The 18,829-nt window shown below is 70.3% G+C and carries 19 protein-coding genes; 9 read left to right on the top strand and 10 right to left on the bottom strand.

What is annotated here, in order from left to right:
* Nucleotides 1-28 precede the first annotated feature (28 nt).
* Nucleotides 29-997: a GNAT family N-acetyltransferase gene (locus ACZ41I_RS24860; RefSeq protein WP_468515087.1), complete on the bottom strand. Its 969-nt coding sequence runs from the start codon at nucleotides 995-997 to the stop codon at nucleotides 29-31.
* Between ACZ41I_RS24860 and ACZ41I_RS24865 the strand changes: the two genes are divergently transcribed.
* Nucleotides 911-1,168, top strand: a complete 258-nt coding sequence (locus ACZ41I_RS24865; RefSeq protein WP_468515088.1) for a hypothetical protein — start codon at nucleotides 911-913, stop codon at nucleotides 1,166-1,168. The two genes, ACZ41I_RS24860 and ACZ41I_RS24865, sit on opposite strands and share 87 nt — an antisense overlap.
* On the opposite strand, the gene ACZ41I_RS24870 is transcribed toward ACZ41I_RS24865, so the two are convergent.
* Together ACZ41I_RS24870 and ACZ41I_RS24875 are read right to left on the bottom strand one after the other, a co-directional pair.
* Nucleotides 1,110-2,303, bottom strand: coding sequence for a polyamine ABC transporter substrate-binding protein (locus ACZ41I_RS24870; protein ID WP_363219789.1), 1,194 nt, complete (start codon nucleotides 2,301-2,303; stop codon nucleotides 1,110-1,112). The two genes, ACZ41I_RS24865 and ACZ41I_RS24870, sit on opposite strands and share 59 nt — an antisense overlap.
* A gap of 92 nt (nucleotides 2,304-2,395) precedes the next feature.
* A complete protein-coding gene (locus ACZ41I_RS24875) occupies nucleotides 2,396-3,244 on the bottom strand; it encodes a helix-turn-helix transcriptional regulator (RefSeq protein WP_399770853.1) in 849 nt (282 codons plus the stop codon).
* A gap of 140 nt (nucleotides 3,245-3,384) precedes the next feature.
* Between ACZ41I_RS24875 and ACZ41I_RS24880 the strand changes: the two genes are divergently transcribed.
* A complete protein-coding gene (locus tag ACZ41I_RS24880; RefSeq protein ID WP_468515089.1) occupies nucleotides 3,385-4,389 on the top strand; it encodes an aldo/keto reductase in 1,005 nt (334 codons plus the stop codon).
* 89 nt (nucleotides 4,390-4,478) lie between these two features.
* Here ACZ41I_RS24880 and ACZ41I_RS24885 read toward each other — a convergent pair whose 3' ends face one another.
* Entirely contained in the window at nucleotides 4,479-5,918 is a 1,440-nt protein-coding gene (locus ACZ41I_RS24885) for a gamma-aminobutyraldehyde dehydrogenase (RefSeq protein WP_363220071.1), read from the bottom strand.
* A gap of 170 nt (nucleotides 5,919-6,088) precedes the next feature.
* Here ACZ41I_RS24885 and ACZ41I_RS24890 point away from each other — a divergent pair, with 170 nt between their 5' ends.
* The 6 genes from ACZ41I_RS24890 (at nucleotide 6,089) to ACZ41I_RS24915 (ending at nucleotide 12,012) form a co-directional block, all read left to right on the top strand.
* Nucleotides 6,089-6,607, top strand: a complete 519-nt coding sequence (locus tag ACZ41I_RS24890) for an Lrp/AsnC family transcriptional regulator (RefSeq protein ID WP_360095292.1) — start codon at nucleotides 6,089-6,091, stop codon at nucleotides 6,605-6,607.
* A gap of 19 nt (nucleotides 6,608-6,626) precedes the next feature.
* The gene (locus ACZ41I_RS24895) at nucleotides 6,627-7,991 is read left to right on the top strand and encodes an aspartate aminotransferase family protein (RefSeq protein ID WP_363220070.1); all 1,365 of its coding nucleotides are present in this window, start codon (nucleotides 6,627-6,629) and stop codon (nucleotides 7,989-7,991) included.
* A gap of 209 nt (nucleotides 7,992-8,200) precedes the next feature.
* Nucleotides 8,201-8,941, top strand: coding sequence for an ABC transporter ATP-binding protein (locus ACZ41I_RS24900; RefSeq protein WP_399770848.1), 741 nt, complete (start codon nucleotides 8,201-8,203; stop codon nucleotides 8,939-8,941).
* Nucleotides 8,923-10,605, top strand: coding sequence for a hypothetical protein (locus ACZ41I_RS24905; protein WP_468515090.1), 1,683 nt, complete (start codon nucleotides 8,923-8,925; stop codon nucleotides 10,603-10,605). The genes ACZ41I_RS24900 and ACZ41I_RS24905 overlap by 19 nt, the downstream gene beginning before the upstream one ends.
* Before the next feature lie 107 nt (nucleotides 10,606-10,712).
* On the top strand, nucleotides 10,713-11,126 hold the full coding sequence (locus tag ACZ41I_RS24910) for a VOC family protein (protein ID WP_363220067.1): 414 nt from the start codon (nucleotides 10,713-10,715) through the stop codon (nucleotides 11,124-11,126).
* Between the two features lie 187 nt (nucleotides 11,127-11,313).
* Nucleotides 11,314-12,012: an LAETG motif-containing sortase-dependent surface protein gene (locus ACZ41I_RS24915; RefSeq protein WP_468515091.1), complete on the top strand. Its 699-nt coding sequence runs from the start codon at nucleotides 11,314-11,316 to the stop codon at nucleotides 12,010-12,012.
* 122 nt (nucleotides 12,013-12,134) lie between these two features.
* Here the strand turns inward: ACZ41I_RS24915 and ACZ41I_RS24920 are convergent, their stop codons facing one another.
* The 6 genes from ACZ41I_RS24920 to ACZ41I_RS24945 form a co-directional block, all read right to left on the bottom strand.
* A complete protein-coding gene (locus ACZ41I_RS24920; RefSeq protein ID WP_468515092.1) occupies nucleotides 12,135-12,467 on the bottom strand; it encodes a maleylpyruvate isomerase N-terminal domain-containing protein in 333 nt (110 codons plus the stop codon).
* A 21-nt stretch (nucleotides 12,468-12,488) separates the two neighbouring features.
* Nucleotides 12,489-13,508 (bottom strand): ABC transporter ATP-binding protein, encoded by a 1,020-nt coding sequence (locus ACZ41I_RS24925; RefSeq protein WP_399770837.1) that lies wholly within the window; start codon nucleotides 13,506-13,508, stop codon nucleotides 12,489-12,491.
* 29 nt (nucleotides 13,509-13,537) lie between these two features.
* Nucleotides 13,538-15,139 carry an ABC transporter permease gene (locus ACZ41I_RS24930; RefSeq protein WP_468515093.1) on the bottom strand — a complete coding sequence of 534 codons (1,602 nt, stop codon included), beginning with the start codon at nucleotides 15,137-15,139 and terminating at the stop codon, nucleotides 13,538-13,540.
* Nucleotides 15,140-15,183: 44 nt separating this feature from the next.
* Nucleotides 15,184-16,257 carry a thiamine ABC transporter substrate binding subunit gene (locus ACZ41I_RS24935; RefSeq protein ID WP_399770831.1) on the bottom strand — a complete coding sequence of 358 codons (1,074 nt, stop codon included), beginning with the start codon at nucleotides 16,255-16,257 and terminating at the stop codon, nucleotides 15,184-15,186.
* A gap of 213 nt (nucleotides 16,258-16,470) precedes the next feature.
* The gene (rlmN, locus tag ACZ41I_RS24940; RefSeq protein WP_363218151.1) at nucleotides 16,471-17,577 is read right to left on the bottom strand and encodes a dual-specificity RNA methyltransferase RlmN; all 1,107 of its coding nucleotides are present in this window, start codon (nucleotides 17,575-17,577) and stop codon (nucleotides 16,471-16,473) included.
* Between the two features lie 284 nt (nucleotides 17,578-17,861).
* Complete coding sequence (locus ACZ41I_RS24945; RefSeq protein ID WP_468515151.1) at nucleotides 17,862-18,176, bottom strand: STAS domain-containing protein; 315 nt, start codon at nucleotides 18,174-18,176, stop codon at nucleotides 17,862-17,864.
* A gap of 194 nt (nucleotides 18,177-18,370) precedes the next feature.
* Between ACZ41I_RS24945 and ACZ41I_RS24950 the strand changes: the two genes are divergently transcribed.
* Nucleotides 18,371-18,715 carry a helix-turn-helix transcriptional regulator gene (locus ACZ41I_RS24950; protein ID WP_468515094.1) on the top strand — a complete coding sequence of 115 codons (345 nt, stop codon included), beginning with the start codon at nucleotides 18,371-18,373 and terminating at the stop codon, nucleotides 18,713-18,715.
* Nucleotides 18,716-18,829 lie beyond the last annotated feature (114 nt).

The following is an 18,829-nucleotide window of genomic DNA, read 5'->3' on the forward strand; positions in this document are numbered from 1 at the left end:
CCTGCTTTCGGCGACAGGCCGCCTCCACTCATGGTTCGCTCATCGTGTGCCGCTGGTCGAATTCGTCGGCGAGCATGCCCATCATGACGAGGTCGTGGTGCCGGCCGGCGAAGAAAACGTGTTCCCGCAAGCGCCCCTCCTCGGTGAAGCCGAGCCGACGGAAAAGTCCCAGTGATGCCTCGTTGTGGGAAAAGATCGCTGCCAGGCATTTGTGATAGCGCCGCTCGGCGAACATGAAGCGCAGCAGCAGCACCACGGCTTCCGCCGCGTAGCCCTTGCGCCGGTGGTCAGCGCCGATCATGACATCACACTCGAACCAGCCTGAACGAGGGCCGGTGCGATGTGAGCCGACTGTGCCCACCAGCTCCCCCGTGGCCGTCGCTTCAACTGCCAGCCCGAAGCGGTCGTCATGGCACTTGGCAACGGCCTGCTCCTTCGCCCAGGCACGGTGGCTCTCGGCGGACCGCGGCAGATCCAGCCGGCTCCCTCGCCGCCCGTCGTCGTCGGCGAAGCGCATGAACGCTGTCCAGTCGTCAGGCTCGATGGCGCGCAGGCGTACCCGATGACCAGTCCAGGACGATGCCATGCCCCATTTGATCACGCTGCCGGGCGCGCGAGGCGGAGAGGCACACCGAGGCAGTGCTGGTGCGCGCAGGAGTGGCGCCGGCTTGAGGGTCTGCAGCGCGCCCTCGCCGCCGGGCCCTCCCGCGTTCTGGTCATCGGTGCGGGATTCACCGGCTCCGAGATCGCCTCCATCTGCCGCGAGCGGGACATCCCGGTGGCCGTCGCCGTACTCGCGCCGGCCCCGCTGGTCGGGGCGCTCGGCGAGGTTGCGGCCGTCATTCCCTGGCGGGCGGCGTACAGCGACATCACCGTCGCCGGCACCGTCATCCCTCGGGGCTCGCGGATCATGCTCATGCCGGCCTCGGGCAGCCGCGATCCGAAGCGCTTCCACGATCCGGACCGCTTCGACCCGGATCGGCGTGACAACCAGCACCTGGGGTTCGGCAGCGGCAGACGCGGCAGCCGGGGGCAGTGGCCAGGGCGCGCCGCGGACGGCGCCCCCTCCATCCCGGTGCCGGCCGATCCCCCGCCGGAGGAAGCCCTGGTCACAGGCCCACGATCGTGTTCCAGCGCTTGGCGAACTCCGTCCGTTCCGTGGCGGTGATGTCGCGGGCGATGGCGAGGCGCCCGCGCATCCCGGCGTCGGGGAAGATCAGCGGGTTGCCGGCGAGGGCGGCGGTGTCCTTGTCCTTCGATGCCGCCAGGACTTCCTTGGCGGCCGGGACCGGGCAGACGTAGTTGACCCAGGCGGCGAGCTTCGCGGCGGTCTCGGGGGCGTAGTAGTAGTCGATCAGCCGCTCGGCATTGGCCTTGTGGCGGGCCCGGTCGGGGATCATCAGGGAGTCCGACCACAGCTCGGCGCCCTCCTCGGGCACGACGAAGCGGATGTCGGGGTTGTCCGCCTGCAGCTGGATGACGTCGCCGGAGTACGCCTGGCAGGCCAGCACGTCCCCGCTGACCAGGTCCTTGGTGTAGTCGTTGCCGGTGAAGCGGCGTATCTGGCCGCGGTGGACCTCGCGCTCCACCTGGTCGCAGACGGTGTGGAAGTCGTCCGCCGTCCACTTGGTGATGTCCACGCCGTTGCCCTGCATCAGCAGCGCGAAGGACTCGTCCAGACCGGACAGGAGCGTCACGCGGCCCTTCAGATCGCTCGCCCAGAGGTCCTTGACGTGCCGTATCTCGCGGCCCAGCCTCTTGCGGTCGTAGGCGATGCCGGTGATGCCCGACTGCCAGGGCACGGAGAACCTGCGGCCCTTGTCGAAGGCGGGCGAACGGAGCAGCGGGTCGAGGTACTTCGCCACGTTCGGCTGGCGGGCGCGGTCCATCTCCTGGACCCATCCCAGCCGGACGAACCGGGCGCACATCCAGTCGCTGATGACGATCAGGTCGCGGCCGGTGGACTGGTGGTTCATCAGGGCGGGGCTGATCTTGCCGAAGAACTCGTCGTTGTCGTTGATCTCCTCGGCGTAGTCCACCCGGATCCCGGTGCGCCTCCCGAACGCCTCCAGCGTGGGCCGCCGGTTGGGGTTGTCGTCGTCGGTGTCGATGTACAGCGGCCAGTTCGCCCAGGTCAGCTTCTTGTCGGCCGCGGACTGGTCGGCGACGGCCCGGTCACCGGGCGCGACACGGGCGGCGGGCACCCCGCAGCCGGCGAGGGCACCGATCGCGGCGGTGCCGCCGAGGGCGCGCAGCAGGGAACGGCGGGACGGCGCGGATGTACGAGAAGAAGTCTGGGGCACCCAGGAAGAATGCCGCCCGGCACGGATGAGGGACAATCGACGCTGCGTCGAGCATGGCCGCGCCGGTCCGACAGGTTGTCGATCAAGGCTGTTCACGCATCGGTCAGGCCCCAGCTCCCCACCAGCCCCAGCGCCTCGGCCGCGTCCTGTTCCGGCGCCGGCAGGTAACTGACCAGGACCTGGCCCGGTTCGGGAAGGTGCAGCACCTCGAAGTCCAGGGTGAGCGGGCCGACCAGCGGGTGGTGCAGGGTGTAGCGGCCGGGGCCCTTGTCCGCCACGTCCTGCCTGGCCCACAGCGCGGCGAACTCCTCGCTCCGCATGGCGAGCGTGCCGATGAGCGAGGCCAGCGCCGGGTCGTCGGGGTAACGGCCCACGCTCACCCGCAGAAAGGCCACGGTCGCCTCGGCCTTCGAGCGCCAGCTGTCCGCGAACAGCTCGCGGTAGCGGGCGTCGAAGAAGACCAGATGCGCGAACGTCCGCCGCTCGCAGGGCAGTTCGCCGAAGTCGCCGAAGACGGCGGCGGCGAGCGGGTTCCAGGCGAGCACCTGGGTGAGGTGACCGCAGACGTAGGCGGGTCCGGGCTGGGCGTCGATCAGCCGGCGCAGGGAGGGCCGTACGGTCTCGGTGGCCGGTGCCGCGTCCGGCAGGGCGCGGTCGGGGCGGGCCAGGTTGCGCAGGTGCGCGCGCTCGGCCGGGTCCAGGCGCAGCGCCCGGCCAACGGCCTCCAGCACGGCGTCCGACACATGCGGATTGCGGCCCTGCTCCAGGCGTACGTAGTACTCGACGCTCACCCCGGCCAGCTGCGCCAGTTCCTCGCGCCGCAGCCCGGGCACGCGCCGGGGGCCGTACGCCGTCAGCCCCACGTCGGCCGGGGTGAGCCGGGCCCGCCGGGACCTGAGGAACTGGCTGAGTTCGGTGCGCCGTTCTCCGGGTGTCGTCATGTCCACGAGTATCCGGGACACACGCGGAAGAAGGGTGGGCAAGTCTTTCCCCCCTATAAAACGTGCCTGTCGAGGGGGGTTCCGGGGGTCGCACAGTGGTGGACGTCAGCGAACGACGAGTGCGACAAGGACGTACGACGATGACTCTTCCCCTCCGCCCCCTCGGCGCCTCCGGCCTCGACATCTCCGTGATCGGGCTCGGCGCCTGGACGTTCGGCGGCGACGGCTGGCGCTTCACATGGGGTGCGCAGGACGACCGCCGGTCCATCGAGACCGTGCACCGGGCGGTCGAGCTGGGCGTCAACTGGATCGACACCGCCGCCGTGTACGGGCTCGGCCACTCCGAGGAGGTGGTCGGCAAGGCGCTGGCCGGACTGCCCGAGGCCGACCGGCCGTACGTCTTCACGAAGGTGGGCCTGGTCTGGGATCCGGAGAACCCGGCCGCGGCACCCCGCCGGATCATGCGGCCCGACAGCGTGCGGCGCGAGGTCGAGGACTCGCTGCGCCGGCTCGGCGTGGAGGCGATCGACCTGTACCAGGTGCACTGGCCGGACACCGGCGCGTCCCTGAACTGGGACGGCACCGAGCCCCCCGAGGATGCAAAGGCCACTCCGCTGGAGGAGTACTGGCAGGTGATGGCCGACCTGAAGGCGGAGGGCAAGGTGCGGGCGATCGGGCTGTCCAACCACTCGCCCGAGCAGCTGGCGGCGGCGCACCGCATCGCCCCGGTCGACGCGATCCAGCCCCCGCTGTCCCTGCTCAACCGCTCCGCCGAAGCGGAGATCGACTGGGCCGCCGACCACGGCACCGGTGTGATTCCCTACCAGCCGCTCCACTCGGGCCTGCTCAGCGGCACCTTCACCCGGGAGCGCCTGGCCCTGCTGGACCCGTCCGACTGGCGCCGCACCCACCCCGACTTCACGACGCACCTGGACACCAACCTCCGTACGGTGGACCGGCTGCGGTCGGTCGCGCAGGCGCACGGTACGACGGTGGGAGCGGTGGCGATCGCCTGGGTGCTGGCCCGCAGGGGCGTCACCGGGGCGATCGCAGGAGCGCGGCGACCGGAGCAGATGGCGGACTGGGGGCGGGCGGCGACGCTGCGGCTGAGCGAGCAGGAGCTGGAGTTCGTCGCGGGGAAATGAGACAGCGCGGCCCCGGGCAGGGAAGTGCCCCTGCCCGGGGCCGCGCTTTGGGTGCCGGTTGCCGAAGAGCGGCCGAACCCGGCGGAGCGCTACTCGCCGAGGGACGTCATCACGTGCTTGATCCGCGTGTAGTCCTCGAAGCCGTACGCCGACAGGTCCTTGCCGTAACCGGACTTCTTGAAGCCACCGTGCGGCATCTCCGCGACCAGCGGAATGTGCGTGTTGATCCACACGCAGCCGAAGTCGAGCTTCTTGGACATGCGCATCGCGCGGGCGTGGTCCTTGGTCCACACCGAGGAGGCGAGGGCGTACTCGACGCCGTTGGCCCACTCGACGGCCTGGTCCTCGTCGGCGAAGGACTGGACGGTGATGACCGGGCCGAAGACCTCGTTCTGGATGATCTCGTCGTCCTGCTTCAGCCCGGAGACGACGGTCGGGGCGTAGAAGTAGCCCTTGTCGCCGACCTGGTGGCCGCCCGCCTCGACCTTGGCGTGCGCGGGCAGGCGGTCGATGAAGCCGGAGACCTGCTTGAGCTGGTTGGGGTTGTTCAGCGGGCCGAAGAGGACGTCCTCGTCGTCCGGCTGGCCGGTCTTGGTCTCGGACGCGGCCTTGGCGAGCGCCGACACGAACTCGTCGTGGATGGACTCGTGGACGAGGACGCGGGTCGCGGCCGTACAGTCCTGGCCGGCGTTGAAGAAGCCCGCGACGGAGATGTCCTCGACGGCCTTGGCGATGTCGGTGTCCTCGAAGACGACGACCGGGGCCTTGCCGCCCAGCTCCAGGTGGACCCGCTTGAGGTCCTTGGACGCCGACTCGGCCACCGACATGCCGGCGCGGACCGAGCCGGTGATGGAGGCCATGGCCGGGATGTCGTGCTCCACCATCAGGCGGCCGGTGTCACGGTCGCCGCAGATGACGTTGAAGACGCCCTTGGGCAGGATCGAGCCGATGATGTCGGCGATCAGCACGGTGGAGGCCGGGGTGGTGTCCGAGGGCTTGAGGACCACGGTGTTGCCGGCCGCGATCGCCGGGGCGAACTTCCACACCGCCATCATCATCGGGTAGTTCCAGGGGGCGACCTGGGCGCAGACGCCGACCGGCTCACGGCGGATGATCGAGGTCATCCCCTCCATGTACTCGCCGGCCGAGCGGCCCTCCAGCAGTCGCGCCGCACCCGCGAAGAAGCGGATCTGGTCGACCATCGGCGGGATCTCCTCGGAGCGGGTGAGCCCAGTCGGCTTGCCCGTGTTCTCCACCTCGGCCGCGATCAGTTCCTCGGCGCGCTCCTCGAACGCGTCGGCGATCTTCAGGAGGGCCTTCTGCCGCTCGGCGGGGGTGGTGTCCCGCCAGGCCGGGAAGGCGCGGGCGGCGGCCTCCATGGCGGCGTTGACGTCCGCCTCGCCGGACAGCGGCGCGGTCGCGTACGCCTCGCCCGTCGCGGGGTTGACCACCTCGGTGGTCCGTCCGTCGGCGGCGTCCCGGAACTCACCGTCGATGTAGTTGCGCAGACGACGCAGCTCGGTGCTCACTGCCGGCCTCCTGATCAGGTTCTTTGCGTCCACTGACTGAGACACCCACCCTAGCCGCCGGACCCACGTTTTCAACACCCCCGTCGCCCACCGTTCTGCGAAATCCGCAAGACACGGAGTCCCAAACAACGGATTTCATCGATCGGGCCTTGCGAAACTGTCGAGACGTCGTGCACAGTGAGGTCGTGGCCAGTCGAAGCGCAGACCAGAGGGACTCCTCCCGCGAGTCCAGGAACGGCACCCCTCAGCTGGATGCCGTCTCCCTCGCCATCATCCAGCAGCTCCAGGAGGACGGCCGCCGGCCGTACGCCGCGATCGGCAAGGCCGTCGGCCTGTCCGAGGCGGCCGTGCGCCAGCGTGTGCAGAAGCTGCTGGACCAGGGCGTGATGCAGATCGTCGCCGTCACGGACCCGCTCACCGTGGGCTTCCGCCGGCAGGCGATGGTCGGGATCAACGTCGAGGGCGATGTCGAGTCGATCGCGGACGCGCTGACCGGCATGTCGGAAGTCGAGTACGTGGTGATGACCGCGGGCTCGTTCGACATCCTCGCCGAGATCGTCTGCGAGGACGACGACCACCTGCTGGACGTCATCAACAAACGCATCCGGTCCCTGCCCGGAGTGCGCTCCACCGAAAGCTTCGTCTACCTGAAGCTGAAGAAGCAGACCTACATGTGGGGAACCCGATAACCGTGAGGACCCGATAACCGTGAGCACCAAGGACCTCAGCCGCACCGCGTACGACCACCTGTGGATGCACTTCACCCGCATGTCCTCGTACGAGAACTCCCCGGTCCCGACCATCGTCCGGGGTGAGGGCACCTACATCTACGACGACAAGGGCAAGCGCTACCTCGACGGTCTCGCGGGTCTGTTCGTGGTCCAGGCCGGTCACGGCCGTACGGAACTCGCCGAGACCGCCTTCAAGCAGGCCCAGGAGCTCGCCTTCTTCCCGGTGTGGTCCTACGCCCACCCCAAGGCCGTCGAGCTGGCCGAGCGCCTGGCCGACCACGCCCCGGGCGACCTGAACAAGGTCTTCTTCACCACCGGCGGCGGCGAGGCCGTCGAGACCGCCTGGAAGCTCGCCAAGCAGTACTTCAAGCTGCAGGGCAAGCCGACCAAGTACAAGGTCATCTCCCGTGCGGTCGCCTACCACGGCACCCCGCAGGGCGCCCTGTCCATCACGGGTCTGCCCGGTCTGAAGGCGCCGTTCGAGCCGCTCGTCCCGGGCGCGCACAAGGTGCCGAACACCAACATCTACCGTGCCCCGATCTTCGGTGACGACCCGGTCGCCTTCGGCCGCTGGGCCGCCGACCAGATCGAGCAGCAGATCCTCTTCGAGGGCCCGGACACCGTCGCCGCGGTCTTCCTGGAGCCGGTGCAGAACGCCGGCGGCTGCTTCCCGCCGCCGCCCGGCTACTTCCAGCGCGTGCGCGAGATCTGCGACAAGTACGACGTGCTGCTCGTGTCGGACGAGGTCATCTGCGCCTTCGGCCGCCTGGGCACGATGTTCGCCTGCGACAAGTTCGGCTACGTCCCGGACATGATCACCTGCGCCAAGGGCATGACCTCGGGCTACTCCCCGATCGGCGCCTGCATCGTCTCCGACAAGCTCGCCGAGCCGTTCTACAAGGGTGACAACACCTTCCTGCACGGCTACACCTTCGGCGGCCACCCCGTGTCGGCCGCGGTGGGTCTCGCCAACCTCGACCTGTTCGAGCGCGAGAACCTCAACCAGCACGTCCTGGACAACGAGGGCGCCTTCCTGCAGACCCTGCAGAAGCTGCACGACCTGCCGATCGTCGGCGACGTCCGCGGCAACGGCTTCTTCTACGGCATCGAGCTGGTGAAGGACAAGCACACCAAGGAGTCCTTCAACGAGGAGGAGACCGAGCGCGTCCTGTACGGCTTCCTCTCCAAGGCGCTGTTCGACAACGGCCTGTACTGCCGTGCCGACGACCGCGGCGACCCGGTGATCCAGCTCGCCCCGCCGCTGATCTCCAACCAGGAGACCTTCGACGAGATCGAGCAGATCCTGCGCGCCACCCTCACGGAGGCATGGACGAAGCTCTGAGCCTTCCGTGGAAGGTCCGATCATCCGACCGGCTGATCGGCACCGGCCCCGGTGCCTCCGTTCGAGTGGGAACGGCGGCCCGGGGCCGTGTGCTGTCCGGGCTGCCGCAAGGGATCTGCCTAGCGTTCAGTGACCGATCGGCCCAGCCTTCGTTCCCCCGCACGAGGGACCAGGCAGGGAAAAACGGATCAGAACCGAGGTGTACGCGCATGGAGGCCCCGCCGGACAACGACGTGCTCTGGGCACGCTCCCTGCACTTCAGGTACCCGGACGGATCGCCCGGGCTCGCCGGGGTCGCGCTCGCGGTGCGCGAGGGCGAGATCGTGGCCGTCACCGGCCCGCGCGGCAGCGGCAAGACCACCCTGCTGCGCTGTCTGTCCGGCCTGCTGCCGGTGCGGCACGGCGAGGTGTGGTTCAACAGCACGCCCCTGCACACCCTCGGCCCGATGCGCCGGGAGCGGCTGCGCCGGGACCGCTTCGGCTGGATCGACTCCGCGCCCGTCCTGGTCCCCGAACTGAACGCCTGGGAGAACGTCGCGCTCCCGCTGATGCTGCGCGGTGCCGGCCGCCGCAGGGCCAAGGTCGCCGCGCTGGAGTGGCTGGAACGGCTCGACGTCGGCGAAAAGGCCCGCAACCGCCCGCACGCGCTCCAGCAGGCCGAACGCCAGCGGGTGTCGATCGCCCGGGCGCTGGCCGCGGCCCCCATGATCCTCTTCGCCGACGAGCCGACCGCGCCGCTGCACCGCTCCGACCGCATCCAGGTCCTGCGCACCCTCATCACGGCCGCCCGCTCGCACGGCATCACCGTGGTCCTCGCCACGCACGACCCCGAGACCGCCGCCCTCGCCGACCGCGCCGTGGGCCTGCTGGACGGCCGGAGCGTGCGCACCGTACACCTGCCGGAGGCACCCGACACGGAAGGGCGCGCCGCGTGGTCGCTCTCCGTCTGACCCGTGCGGGACGTCCCGCCGTCCAGCTGCGCCGCCTGCTGGTGGCCGCGGCCTCGGCGGGCACCGGTTTCCTGCTCCTGTCCTGCCTCGGCTACGCCCTGCACCACCCCGAGTCGGCGGGCGCCGCCACGCTGCGCCTGGCCTGGTGCACGGTGCCGCTCGCCGCCACGGTGTACCTCGCGCTCGCCGTCGCCCGCACCGACCCCGGCACCCGGCCACGCCCCGGCCTGTCCGCCGTGGGCCTCGGCCCGGCACACCTGATGGCCGTCTCCGCGCTGACGACGGCGCTGTCCTGCGCCCTGGGCTCGGTGCTGGCGCTGCTGGTCTTCCTGCACCTGCGCGGCGACCTGACGGGCATGCCCTTCGACGGTGCGGCGGCGGACGTCCTGGCAGCGGACCAGCCCCTCCCCGCCCCCGCGACCCTGACCCTGCTGACCCTGCCCCCCGCCCTCGCCTCGGCAACGGTGGCCCTGGCCCTGCGCCCCAAGGACCCGCACGCCACCACCCCGGCCCACCACAGGTACGGCCGCTTCGGGGCGTACGGCTCGATGGCCCGGGAGACATTCGGCACGTACGCACGGTTCGGGGCGCGGTTGCTGCCGGGGGCCGATGGCGCCCGCGCCCCGCGCGGCCGGGACGAGCACGAACCAGCCGACGCCGGCACACAACCGCACCGGCACCCCGCGGACAACCACGCCACCACAACAGCCGACCACAGCACACAGCCGCAGCGGCATCCCACGCACCACAGCGTCACCGGCACGGCCGACCACGGCACACAACCCCACCCACACCCTACGAGCAACCACACCACCGGCACCGCCGACCACAGCGCACAACCCCATCCGCACCCCACGGACAACGACACCACCACAACAGCCGACCACCTCGCGCAGCCCCATCCGCACACCGCGCACCACGGCGTCACCGGCACAGCCGACGACGGCGCACAGGCCCTTCCGCATCCCGCGGGCAGTCGTGCCGCCGGGGCGGCTCCCGGCCCGCAGCAGGGCGGCAACGGCACAGCGCCGGGCAGCGTGGCCGGCCCCGAACCGCGGACCCCGGACGCGGACTGGGCCGACCTCGGCGAACACCCGCCCACGGACGCCCCCGTCGGCTTTCCCTGGGGCGTCGCCCTCCTCGCCACCGGCCTGACAGCCCAGGCATACGCAGACCGGTCCGCCTTCGCCGTACTCACCGGCTGGCTCCTCACCACGACCGGCCTCGTCCTTGCCGCTCCCGGCCTCACCCACCTGTGCGGTCGCCTCCTGCAGTCCACCCGTCCCGGCGCCCTCCGCCTCCTCGCCGGCCGGGTCCTCATGACGGAGGCCACCCGCATCGGCCGGCCCCTGGGCGTCGTCTGCGCGGTCGCCTCCGCCGGCCTCGCCAGGACCACCCCGTACGCCGGCTCGGCACCGGCGTTCGGCCCCCTGACCACCTTCGGCACCCTGCTCGTCGCCGGCTGCACGGTCGCCACCCTCCTCACCGCGGCCGTGGAGACCCGCCAGTGCCGGGCCGGCACGACCGCCGCGCTCCTCCGCCTCGGCGCTCCGGCCTCGATGCTGCGTACGGCCGCGGCCCTCCGCGCGGCGGCCCTGCTCGCGTTCTTCGGCCCGCTGACCCTCGGCGTGGCCGCCCTGACGGCGCTCCCCGTGACCCGCTGAGCGGCCCGCCGAAAAAAATCTCCTGCGACCGATGAGTTCTCCCGGGGCCCGGGGTCTACCCCGCCGAACACGCTGTACCCAAGGCGAACCACGGAAGCGAGAACCTCATGTACCAGCAGATGATCTTCGTCAACCTGCCCGTGAACGACCTCGACGCCTCGAAGAAGTTCTTCACGGAGCTCGGCTACACGATCAACCCGCAGTTCAGCGACGAGAACGCCGCCTCCGTGGTGATCAGCGACACGATCTTCGCGATGCTGCTCACCAAGCCGTTCTACGCGACCTTCACCAAGAAGGAGATCGCCGACGCGACCACCACCAGCGAGGTGCTGGTCTGTCTGAGCGCCGAGAGCCGCGAGAAGGTCGACGAGCTGGTCGACAGGGCGATCGCGGCGGGCGGCACGGCGAGCGGCCCGACCCAGGACCACGGCTTCATGTACGGCCGCGCCTTCGACGACCTCGACGGCCACACCTGGGAGGTCATGTGGATGGACCCGGCCGCGGTCGAGCGTCAGGACTGAACCGGGATCAAACGTAACGGCAGTTAATAAGCAGGTAAAGCCAACTGCCCTGGGCGGCATATGCATTGACACTGCTTACGGAGCGCTTATAGACCTGTGAGCCTCCTGGGGGTGATGGGGCCTCACCTCATCCGTAGCTCCAACGCCCCCACAGCCCCCCGCAGTTATGCACCTGTAAAGGACAAACGTGTCCATAACTCGCCGCAGTGCACGCCGTTCCGTGCGCATTCTGGGTGTCACCTCCGCCTCGGCCGCCGTGGTGCTGGGTCTGTCCAGCTCCGCGCTCGCGTGCACCATCCGTGACTTCAAGGCCGAAGCCAAGTGCGACGGCGAAAAGGGCGTCATCGTCGTCACCGACAGTGACGCCGCCCGTACCCCCGCCACCATCTCGGTGTTCCTCAAGAGCAACGGCGGCGTCGAGACCCAGGTGGGCAAAAAGGAGGTCAGGGGCTCGGCGCAGGGCACTCCGGTCAGCTTCCCGGAGGACTGGAAGCCGAACGCGACCTACCGCGTCCACATCAAGGCGGCCAACCTCGTCGACGAGGACATCCAGCCCGACCTGCTGGCCCCGTCCACCGCCTGCAAGACCGAGAGCAGCACCCCCACCCCTACGGCCAAGCCGAAGCCGAAGCCGAAGCCGAAGCCGTCGAAGTCCGCCCCGGCCGAGTCGGCGACCCCCACTCCGTCGGCCTCCGAGTCCAGCTCCGCCCCGGCGGCCGCGCCGAGCAACGCGCCGTCCCCGGCGGCCGGTAACTCGAACCTCGCCGAGACCGGCGCCGGCTCCAACACCGGCCTGATCGCCGGTATCGCGGGCGCGCTGGTCGTCGTCGGCGGCGGCGCGGTCTTCTTCGGCATGCGCCGTCGTGGGACGCGCGGCAACGGCTGACGCCCCGCCCTCCGTACACCGCCGCGGCCCGTCCTCCTATCCCCAGGGGACGGGCCGCGGTCGTTCCTCCGCCCGCCTCAGCCGAAGTCGCCCGCTCCAGCCAGAACTCCAGCGCCTCCCGCTCACCGAGGACTTCGAGGCCGGGGCCGTCCCGCGGCAGCCGGCGACAGAAGGCCGGCAGCACGGAGGTGAGCGGGCCGCGCAGGGCGACCGTGGCCTTCCCATGGCCGTGCCGGCGCACACCGTCCGGGCCGAACTCCACCAGCCACTCGGCGTTCAGCGCCGGGCCGGCGCGGAGTCCGGACCGGCCTCGCGCAGCGTCGCGACGACCAGTTCACCTGGTCGCAGGGGACGCTCTCCTGGGTCCGGGTGCGCACCGGGGTCTCCACCCACCGCCGGGCGCCGCCCACATGCCGTACGAGGTCTCCCAGCGACCAGTCGGGGCAGGTCGGCACGGCCCCCAAGGGGCCCGTTGATCAGCCGAGCACGACGATTTCGGCCGCGTCGAACTCCACGCCGACCCCGTCCCCGGCCTCCGGCGCCTCCCGCAGCGCGCAGGCCGCCTCCAGGCGCGGCCCGTCCTCGGGCTGGAGCTGGACGGCCACATGGGTGCCCTTGAAGGTGCGGGCGGTCACCGTGCACGGCAGGCCGGTGTGGGCGGCCACGAGCCGTACCCCGGCGGGCCGCACCAGTACGCTGTGGGCGCCCTGGGGAGAGCCCTCGGGTACCGGCAGCTTGCCCCAGGGGCTGTCGGCGGCCGTCCCCGCGACGGTCGCCGGGACCACGTTGTCGAAGCCGAGGAAGCGGGCCACGAACGCGTCGGCGGGCCGCTGCCACACCTCAAGCGGCGTACCGGACTGCGCGATCCGCCCGTCCCGCATCACCACCACCCGGTCGGCCAGCGCGAACGCCTCACCCTGGTCGTGGGTCACCGCGAGCACGGTGGTGCCCAGCCGGCCGAACAGCTCGCGCAGTTCGACCACCAGCCGTTCCCTGAGCGAGCGGTCGAGCTGGCCGAGCGGCTCGTCGAGCATGAGCAGCCGGGGCCGCGGCGCGAGCGCCCGGGCGAGGGCCACACGCTGCTGCTCGCCGCCGGACAGCGAGGCCACGGCCCGCCGGGCGGCTCCCGGCAGCCCGACCAGCTCCAGCAACTGCCCGACCTCGGCGTCGCGTTCACTCCTGGCCACGCCGTGCATCCGCAGCCCGAACGCCACGTTCGCGCCGACGTCCCGCTGCGGGAAGAGCTGGTGGTCCTGGAACATCAGACCGACACCGCGTTTGTGCGCGGGCACGCCCGACTGGTCACGGCCGTCGAGCAACACCCTTCCGCCGGACAGGGGTTGCAGCCCGGCCACCACCCGCAGCAGCGTGGACTTCCCGCTCCCGCTGGGCCCGAGCACGCACACCACCTCGTGCTCGGCGACGTCGAGGCCGACCGCGTCGAGCACGGCCCGCCCGCCGAAGCGCACGGTCGCGGCGTCGAGGCTCAGCAGCATCGAGAACTCCCCCGTCGGGCCGGCAGCATCTAGAACTCTCCCGTCCGGTCGGTGCGCAGCCGCTCCAGGACCAGCAGCGCGGCGGCGCACACCACCATCAGAATGGTCGAAAGGGCCATCGCCTGGCCGTAGTTGAGGTCCCCGGGGCGGCTGAGCAGCCGGGCCACGGCGACCGGGAGGGTCGGGTTGTCGGGCCGGGCGATGAACACGGTCGCCCCGAACTCGCCCAGCGAGACGGCGAACGCGAACCCGGCCGCGACCAGCAGCGCCCGTCGCACCAGCGGCAGGTCCACCTCCCGCCACACCCGCCAGGGCGAGGCGCCGAGCACGGCGGCGGCCTCCCTCAGCCGTGCGTCGACCGCGCGCAGCACCGGCAGCATCGTCCGTACGACGAAGGGGGCGCCGACCAGCGCCTGGGCGAGCGGGACGAGCATCCAGGACTGTCTGAGGTCCAGCGGCGGCTTGTCGAGAGCGATCAGGAAACCGAAGCCCACGGTCACGGCGGACACGCCGAGCGGCAGCATCAGCAGCGCGTCGAAGCCCCGCACCAGTCGTCCGGCGTCCCGGCGGGCCAGCGCGGCGGCGGCGAGACCTCCGATCAGGACGGCGACGGCGGTGGCGGCGACCGCGTACTGCAGCGAGGTCCACACCGCGTGCACCGGCGCCACCAGGAACGTACCGCCGTCGGAGTGCGCGAGCGCCCGGTAGTAGCCGAAGCCGGGCGCGTCGAGGGAACGGCGGACGAGCACGGCGAGCGGCAGGACGAGGAGCAGCACGATGGTCGCGAGGACGCCGGCGAGCAGGGCCCACTGCCCGGCGCCGCGCGGCCGGCGGGCGGTCGCCCTCGGGTCGACGAGCCGCAGGGCGGCCTCCCGGCGCCGTACCGTCCAGGCGTGCACGGCGAGGATCGCGCCGACGGCGGCGAACTGGACGAGCGTGAGGACGGCGGCCGTGGCCAGGTCGAAGACCTCGGAGGTCTGCCGGTAGATCTCCACTTCGAGGGTGGAGAAGGTGGGACCGCCGAGGATCTGGACGACACCGAAGGAGGTGAAGGTGAACAGGAACACCATCAGCGCGGCGGCGGCCACGGCGGGCGCGAGGGCGGGCAGCGTCACCTTCCGCCAGGCGTGCCACGGGGAGGCGCCCAGCATCCGGGCGGCCTCCTCCTGCCGGGGGTCGAGCTGGGACCACAGGCCGCCGACGGTCCGTACGACGACCGCGAAGTTGAAGAAGACGTGGGCCAGCAGGATCGCCCACACCGTGGTGTCCAGCCGTACGCCCCACAGCTCGTCCAGCAGCCCGCCGTGCCCGACGAGGGCCAGGAACGCGCTGCCGGCGACGACGGTCGGCAGCACGAACGGCACGGTGACCACGGCCCGCAGCAGCTGCTTGCCCGGGAAGTCGAAACGGGCGAAGACATGGGCGGCGGGCAGCGCGAGCAGCAGTGTGAGCGCGGTGGAGGCCAGCGCCTGCCAGGTGGTGAACCACAGCACGTGCCGGATGTCCGGCCGCATGACCACGTCCGTGAGCCGCCCGAACTGCCAGGCGCCGCCCACCTTCAGCCCGCGCGCGACGATCGCGGCCACGGGCCAGGCGAAGAACAGCGCGAAGAACGCGACGGGCAGGGCCATGAGCCCGAGCCGCGCCGCGCTCCCCGCGCGGTCCTTCCGAGGGGCTACTTCAGTACGAGCGAGGTCCACGACTTGACCCACTGGTCACGGTTGGCGGCGATCTTGCCGGGGGCCATGGTCTCGGGATGCTGGGCGGCCTTGCCGTACTCGGTGAACTCGGCGGGGACCTTCGCCCCCTGCACCACCGGGTAGACGTACATGTTCAGCGGCATGTCCTCCTGGAACTCCTTGGAGACCAGGAAGTCGATGAACGCCTTGGCGCCCTTGGGGTTCTTGGCGTTGCCGAGCAGTCCGGCGAACTCGATCTGCCGGAAGCAGGTGCCGTACGCCACGCCGGTCGGGGCGGTGCTGGGCCGCTTCTTGGCGTAGATCACCTCGGCGGGCGGGGAGGAGGCGTACGTCACCACCAGCGGCCGGTCGCCGCCGGCCTTCTTGCCCTCGGACGATCCCGAGAACTCCTGGTAGTAGGCCTGCTCCCAGCCGTCGACGACCTTGACGCCGTTGGCCTTCAGCTTCTTCCAGTAGTCCGGCCAGCCGTTGTCCCCGAACCGGGCGGCGCTGCCGAGCAGGAAGCCGAGGCCGGGCGAGGAGGTGGCGGCGTTCTCGGTGACGAGGAGGTCCTTGTACGCCGGCTTCGTCAGGTCGGCGAAGGACTGCGGCGGGGTGAGGTGGTGGTCTGCGAAGTACTTCTTGTCGTAGTTGACGCAGATGTCGCCGTAGTCGACGGGCGTGACCCGGTGCTTGGCCTGGTCGAGTTGGTAGGCGGCGCCGACCTTGTCGAGGCCCTTGGCGGTGTACGGCTGGAAGAGGCCGTTGTCCAGGGCCCGGGACAGCAGCGTGTTGTCGACGCCGAAGAAGACGTCGCCCTGCGGGTTGTCCTTGGTCAGGACGGCCTTGTTGACGGCCTGCCCGGCGTCACCGTCCTTGAGCACGTGGACCTTGTACCCGGTCTTCTTCTCGAAGTCCTGGAGCACGTTCTTGGACACGGCCCACGAGTCGTGGCTGACGAGGGTCACGGACGTGGAGTCCGCGGACGACGTGCCCTCGCCGGAACCGCACGCGGAAAGGCTGATCAGGCCGAGCCCGACCGCCACGGCCACGAAGGTCTTGTTCTGCACTGGATGTCCTCCTGGGGTTGGCCAGGAAGAGACGCGGCCCTGCCCGGGCTTCGCGAGGAAGACCCGGGCAGGGCGCAACAGCTTGAGTGATGACCGAACTCCCTACCCAGAATGACCTGGGCGAGGTTCAGAGGGTCTGCGGCCCTGTCCGCCGCACTCTCAGCGCTGTGGCGCTCCCCTGTCGGAATATGAAGATGTGTGGACCCGGCCAGATTACCGCTCGGTGGCCGCCAGCTGACCACAGGCTCCGTCGATCTCCTGGCCCCGGGTGTCCCGGATCGTCACCGGCACACCATGAGCGGCGATGGCCTCGACGAAGGCCTTCTCGTCCTCCGGCCGGGAGGCGGTCCACTTCGACCCCGGCGTCGGGTTCAGCGGAATGAGATTGACGTGCACGGGCTTGCCCTTGAGCAGCCGCCCGAGCCGGTCACCGCGCCACGCCTGGTCGTTGATGTCCCGGATGAGGGCGTACTCGATGGACAGCCGGCGCCCGCTCTTCTCCACGTACTCGAACCCGGCGTCCAGCACCTCGCGCACCTTCCACCGCGTGTTCACGGGGACGAGGGTGTCACGCAGCTCGTCGTCGGGGGCGTGCAGGGAGATCGCGAGCCGGCACTTGAAGCCCTCGTCGGCGAACCGGTGGATGGCCGGCACGAGCCCGACGGTGGACACGGTGATCCCGCGCTGCGACAGCCCCAGCCCGTCCGGGGCGGGATCGGTCAGCGCCCGGATGGCACCCACGACCCGCTTGTAGTTGGCGAGCGGCTCGCCCATGCCCATGAAGACGATGTTGGACAGCCGGGCCGGGCCGCCCGGCACCTCGCCGTCCCTGAGCGCCCGCATCCCGTCGACGATCTGGTGGACGATCTCGGCCGTGGACAGGTTCCGGTCCAGCCCCGCCTGCCCGGTGGCACAGAACGGACAGTTCATGCCGCAGCCCGCCTGCGAGCTGATGCACATGGTGACCCGGTCCGGATACCGCATCAGCACGGACTCGACGAGGGTCCCGTCGAACAACCGCCACAGCGTCTTGCGTGTGGTTCCCTGGTCGGTCGACAGATGCCGGACGACGGTCATCAGCTCGGGGAACAGTGCTTCCTGGAGCTTGGCGCGCGCCCCGGCGGGGATGTCGGTCCACTGCTCCGGATCGTGCGCGTACCGCGCGAAGTAGTGCTGCGAGAGCTGCTTGGCACGGAACGGCTTCTCACCGATCTCGGCCACGGCGTCCTTGCGCTCGGCGGGCGTGAGGTCGGCGAGATGCCGCGGCGGCTTCTTGGCTCCGCGGGGGGCGACGAAAGTGAGTTCTCCGGGCTTAGGCATGGCTGTACCAGTGTCGCAGATCCAATTGGGTGACCTGGGGCTGTTGCTCAACGACCGAGTCAAGGCGACGGGCGCCGGCCGATGCCGTGGCCGGCGCCCGTACAGGCCAAGGCTTTGAAACCGACCGCTCGCGTCCGCACCTGTTGGTGTCAGGCAGTGGTGTCAGCCGGCAGGGGCAGTCCTCTACAAGCGGGAGTGCAGAAATGACATGAAAGCAGGGATCGGTCGACTGTCTACGTGCTTACAGCAGTCGGCGCAGGTCCGGCTCTTCGGTGACGGCTGGATCAGGAGAGGGCGGCGTCGTCCACGGTCTCTCGTATCTCCAGCACGGCGTCGGCTCCGGTGATCACAAACAGGCGCTGAAGCTGCCTTGGCGGCGCTGCCACGCGCACGGTGCCCGTCTGGTGGGCACGGATCAACAGGTTGAGGAACGACGAGTCCGCGAAGTCGACCCCGGAGGCGTCCAGGACCACCTTCGCATGCTTCCTGACAGCGGCGTTCAGTGCCTCCGCCAGAGGCGGGATCGAGTGGATGTCATAGGAGCCGTGAGCGGCGATCACCCAGGCGTCGCCGCATTCGTACTGGTGCAACGCAGCCACTGGTCCGGGCCCGCCGACGTGGCCCGACCCCTCCATGGCACCAGCGCTACTCATGAGCTTTGGCATGACGGCCTCATTTCAGGACACCTTCGACGCCCCTTACCGCTGCGCGCAGCGCGGAGCACGCCATCAGTTACCGGAAAAGTATGTCATGTATCTGGCTTCGTCAATGAGGGTCCCCTAAAATGCTGGGCATGGTTGGAGTGCCCGAACCTCACAGCGGATGGACGTTCATCACCAACCACGCGCGCGTACTGGCGGCCATCGCCGACAACCCGAACGTCCGGATCCGCGACATCGCCGCCCGCTGCCGGCTCACGGAGCGCGCCGTCCAGCGCATCATCTCCGATCTTGAGCAGGACGGTTACCTCTCCCACACTCGGGACGGGCGCACGAACACCTACCGCATCGAGCCCGACAAGGTGCTGCGCCATCCGGCAGAAGCCGGCCTCTCCGTAGCCTCCCTGCTGTCCCTCCTCGTACAGGATGAGACCGATCGGGGCAAAGAGCAGAGGCCGACTATGGCGCACACCCCCTAAGCCCACCACTGACCCCAGCGCCCATCCCGTACGCCGTCGACCCACACACCGAGCTCCCTTACCAACACGTCCCACAAGGTGGCTTCACCTCTTGCCTCAAGGGGCACACGGCCA

The organism is Streptomyces sp. NPDC030799, assembly GCF_055572255.1.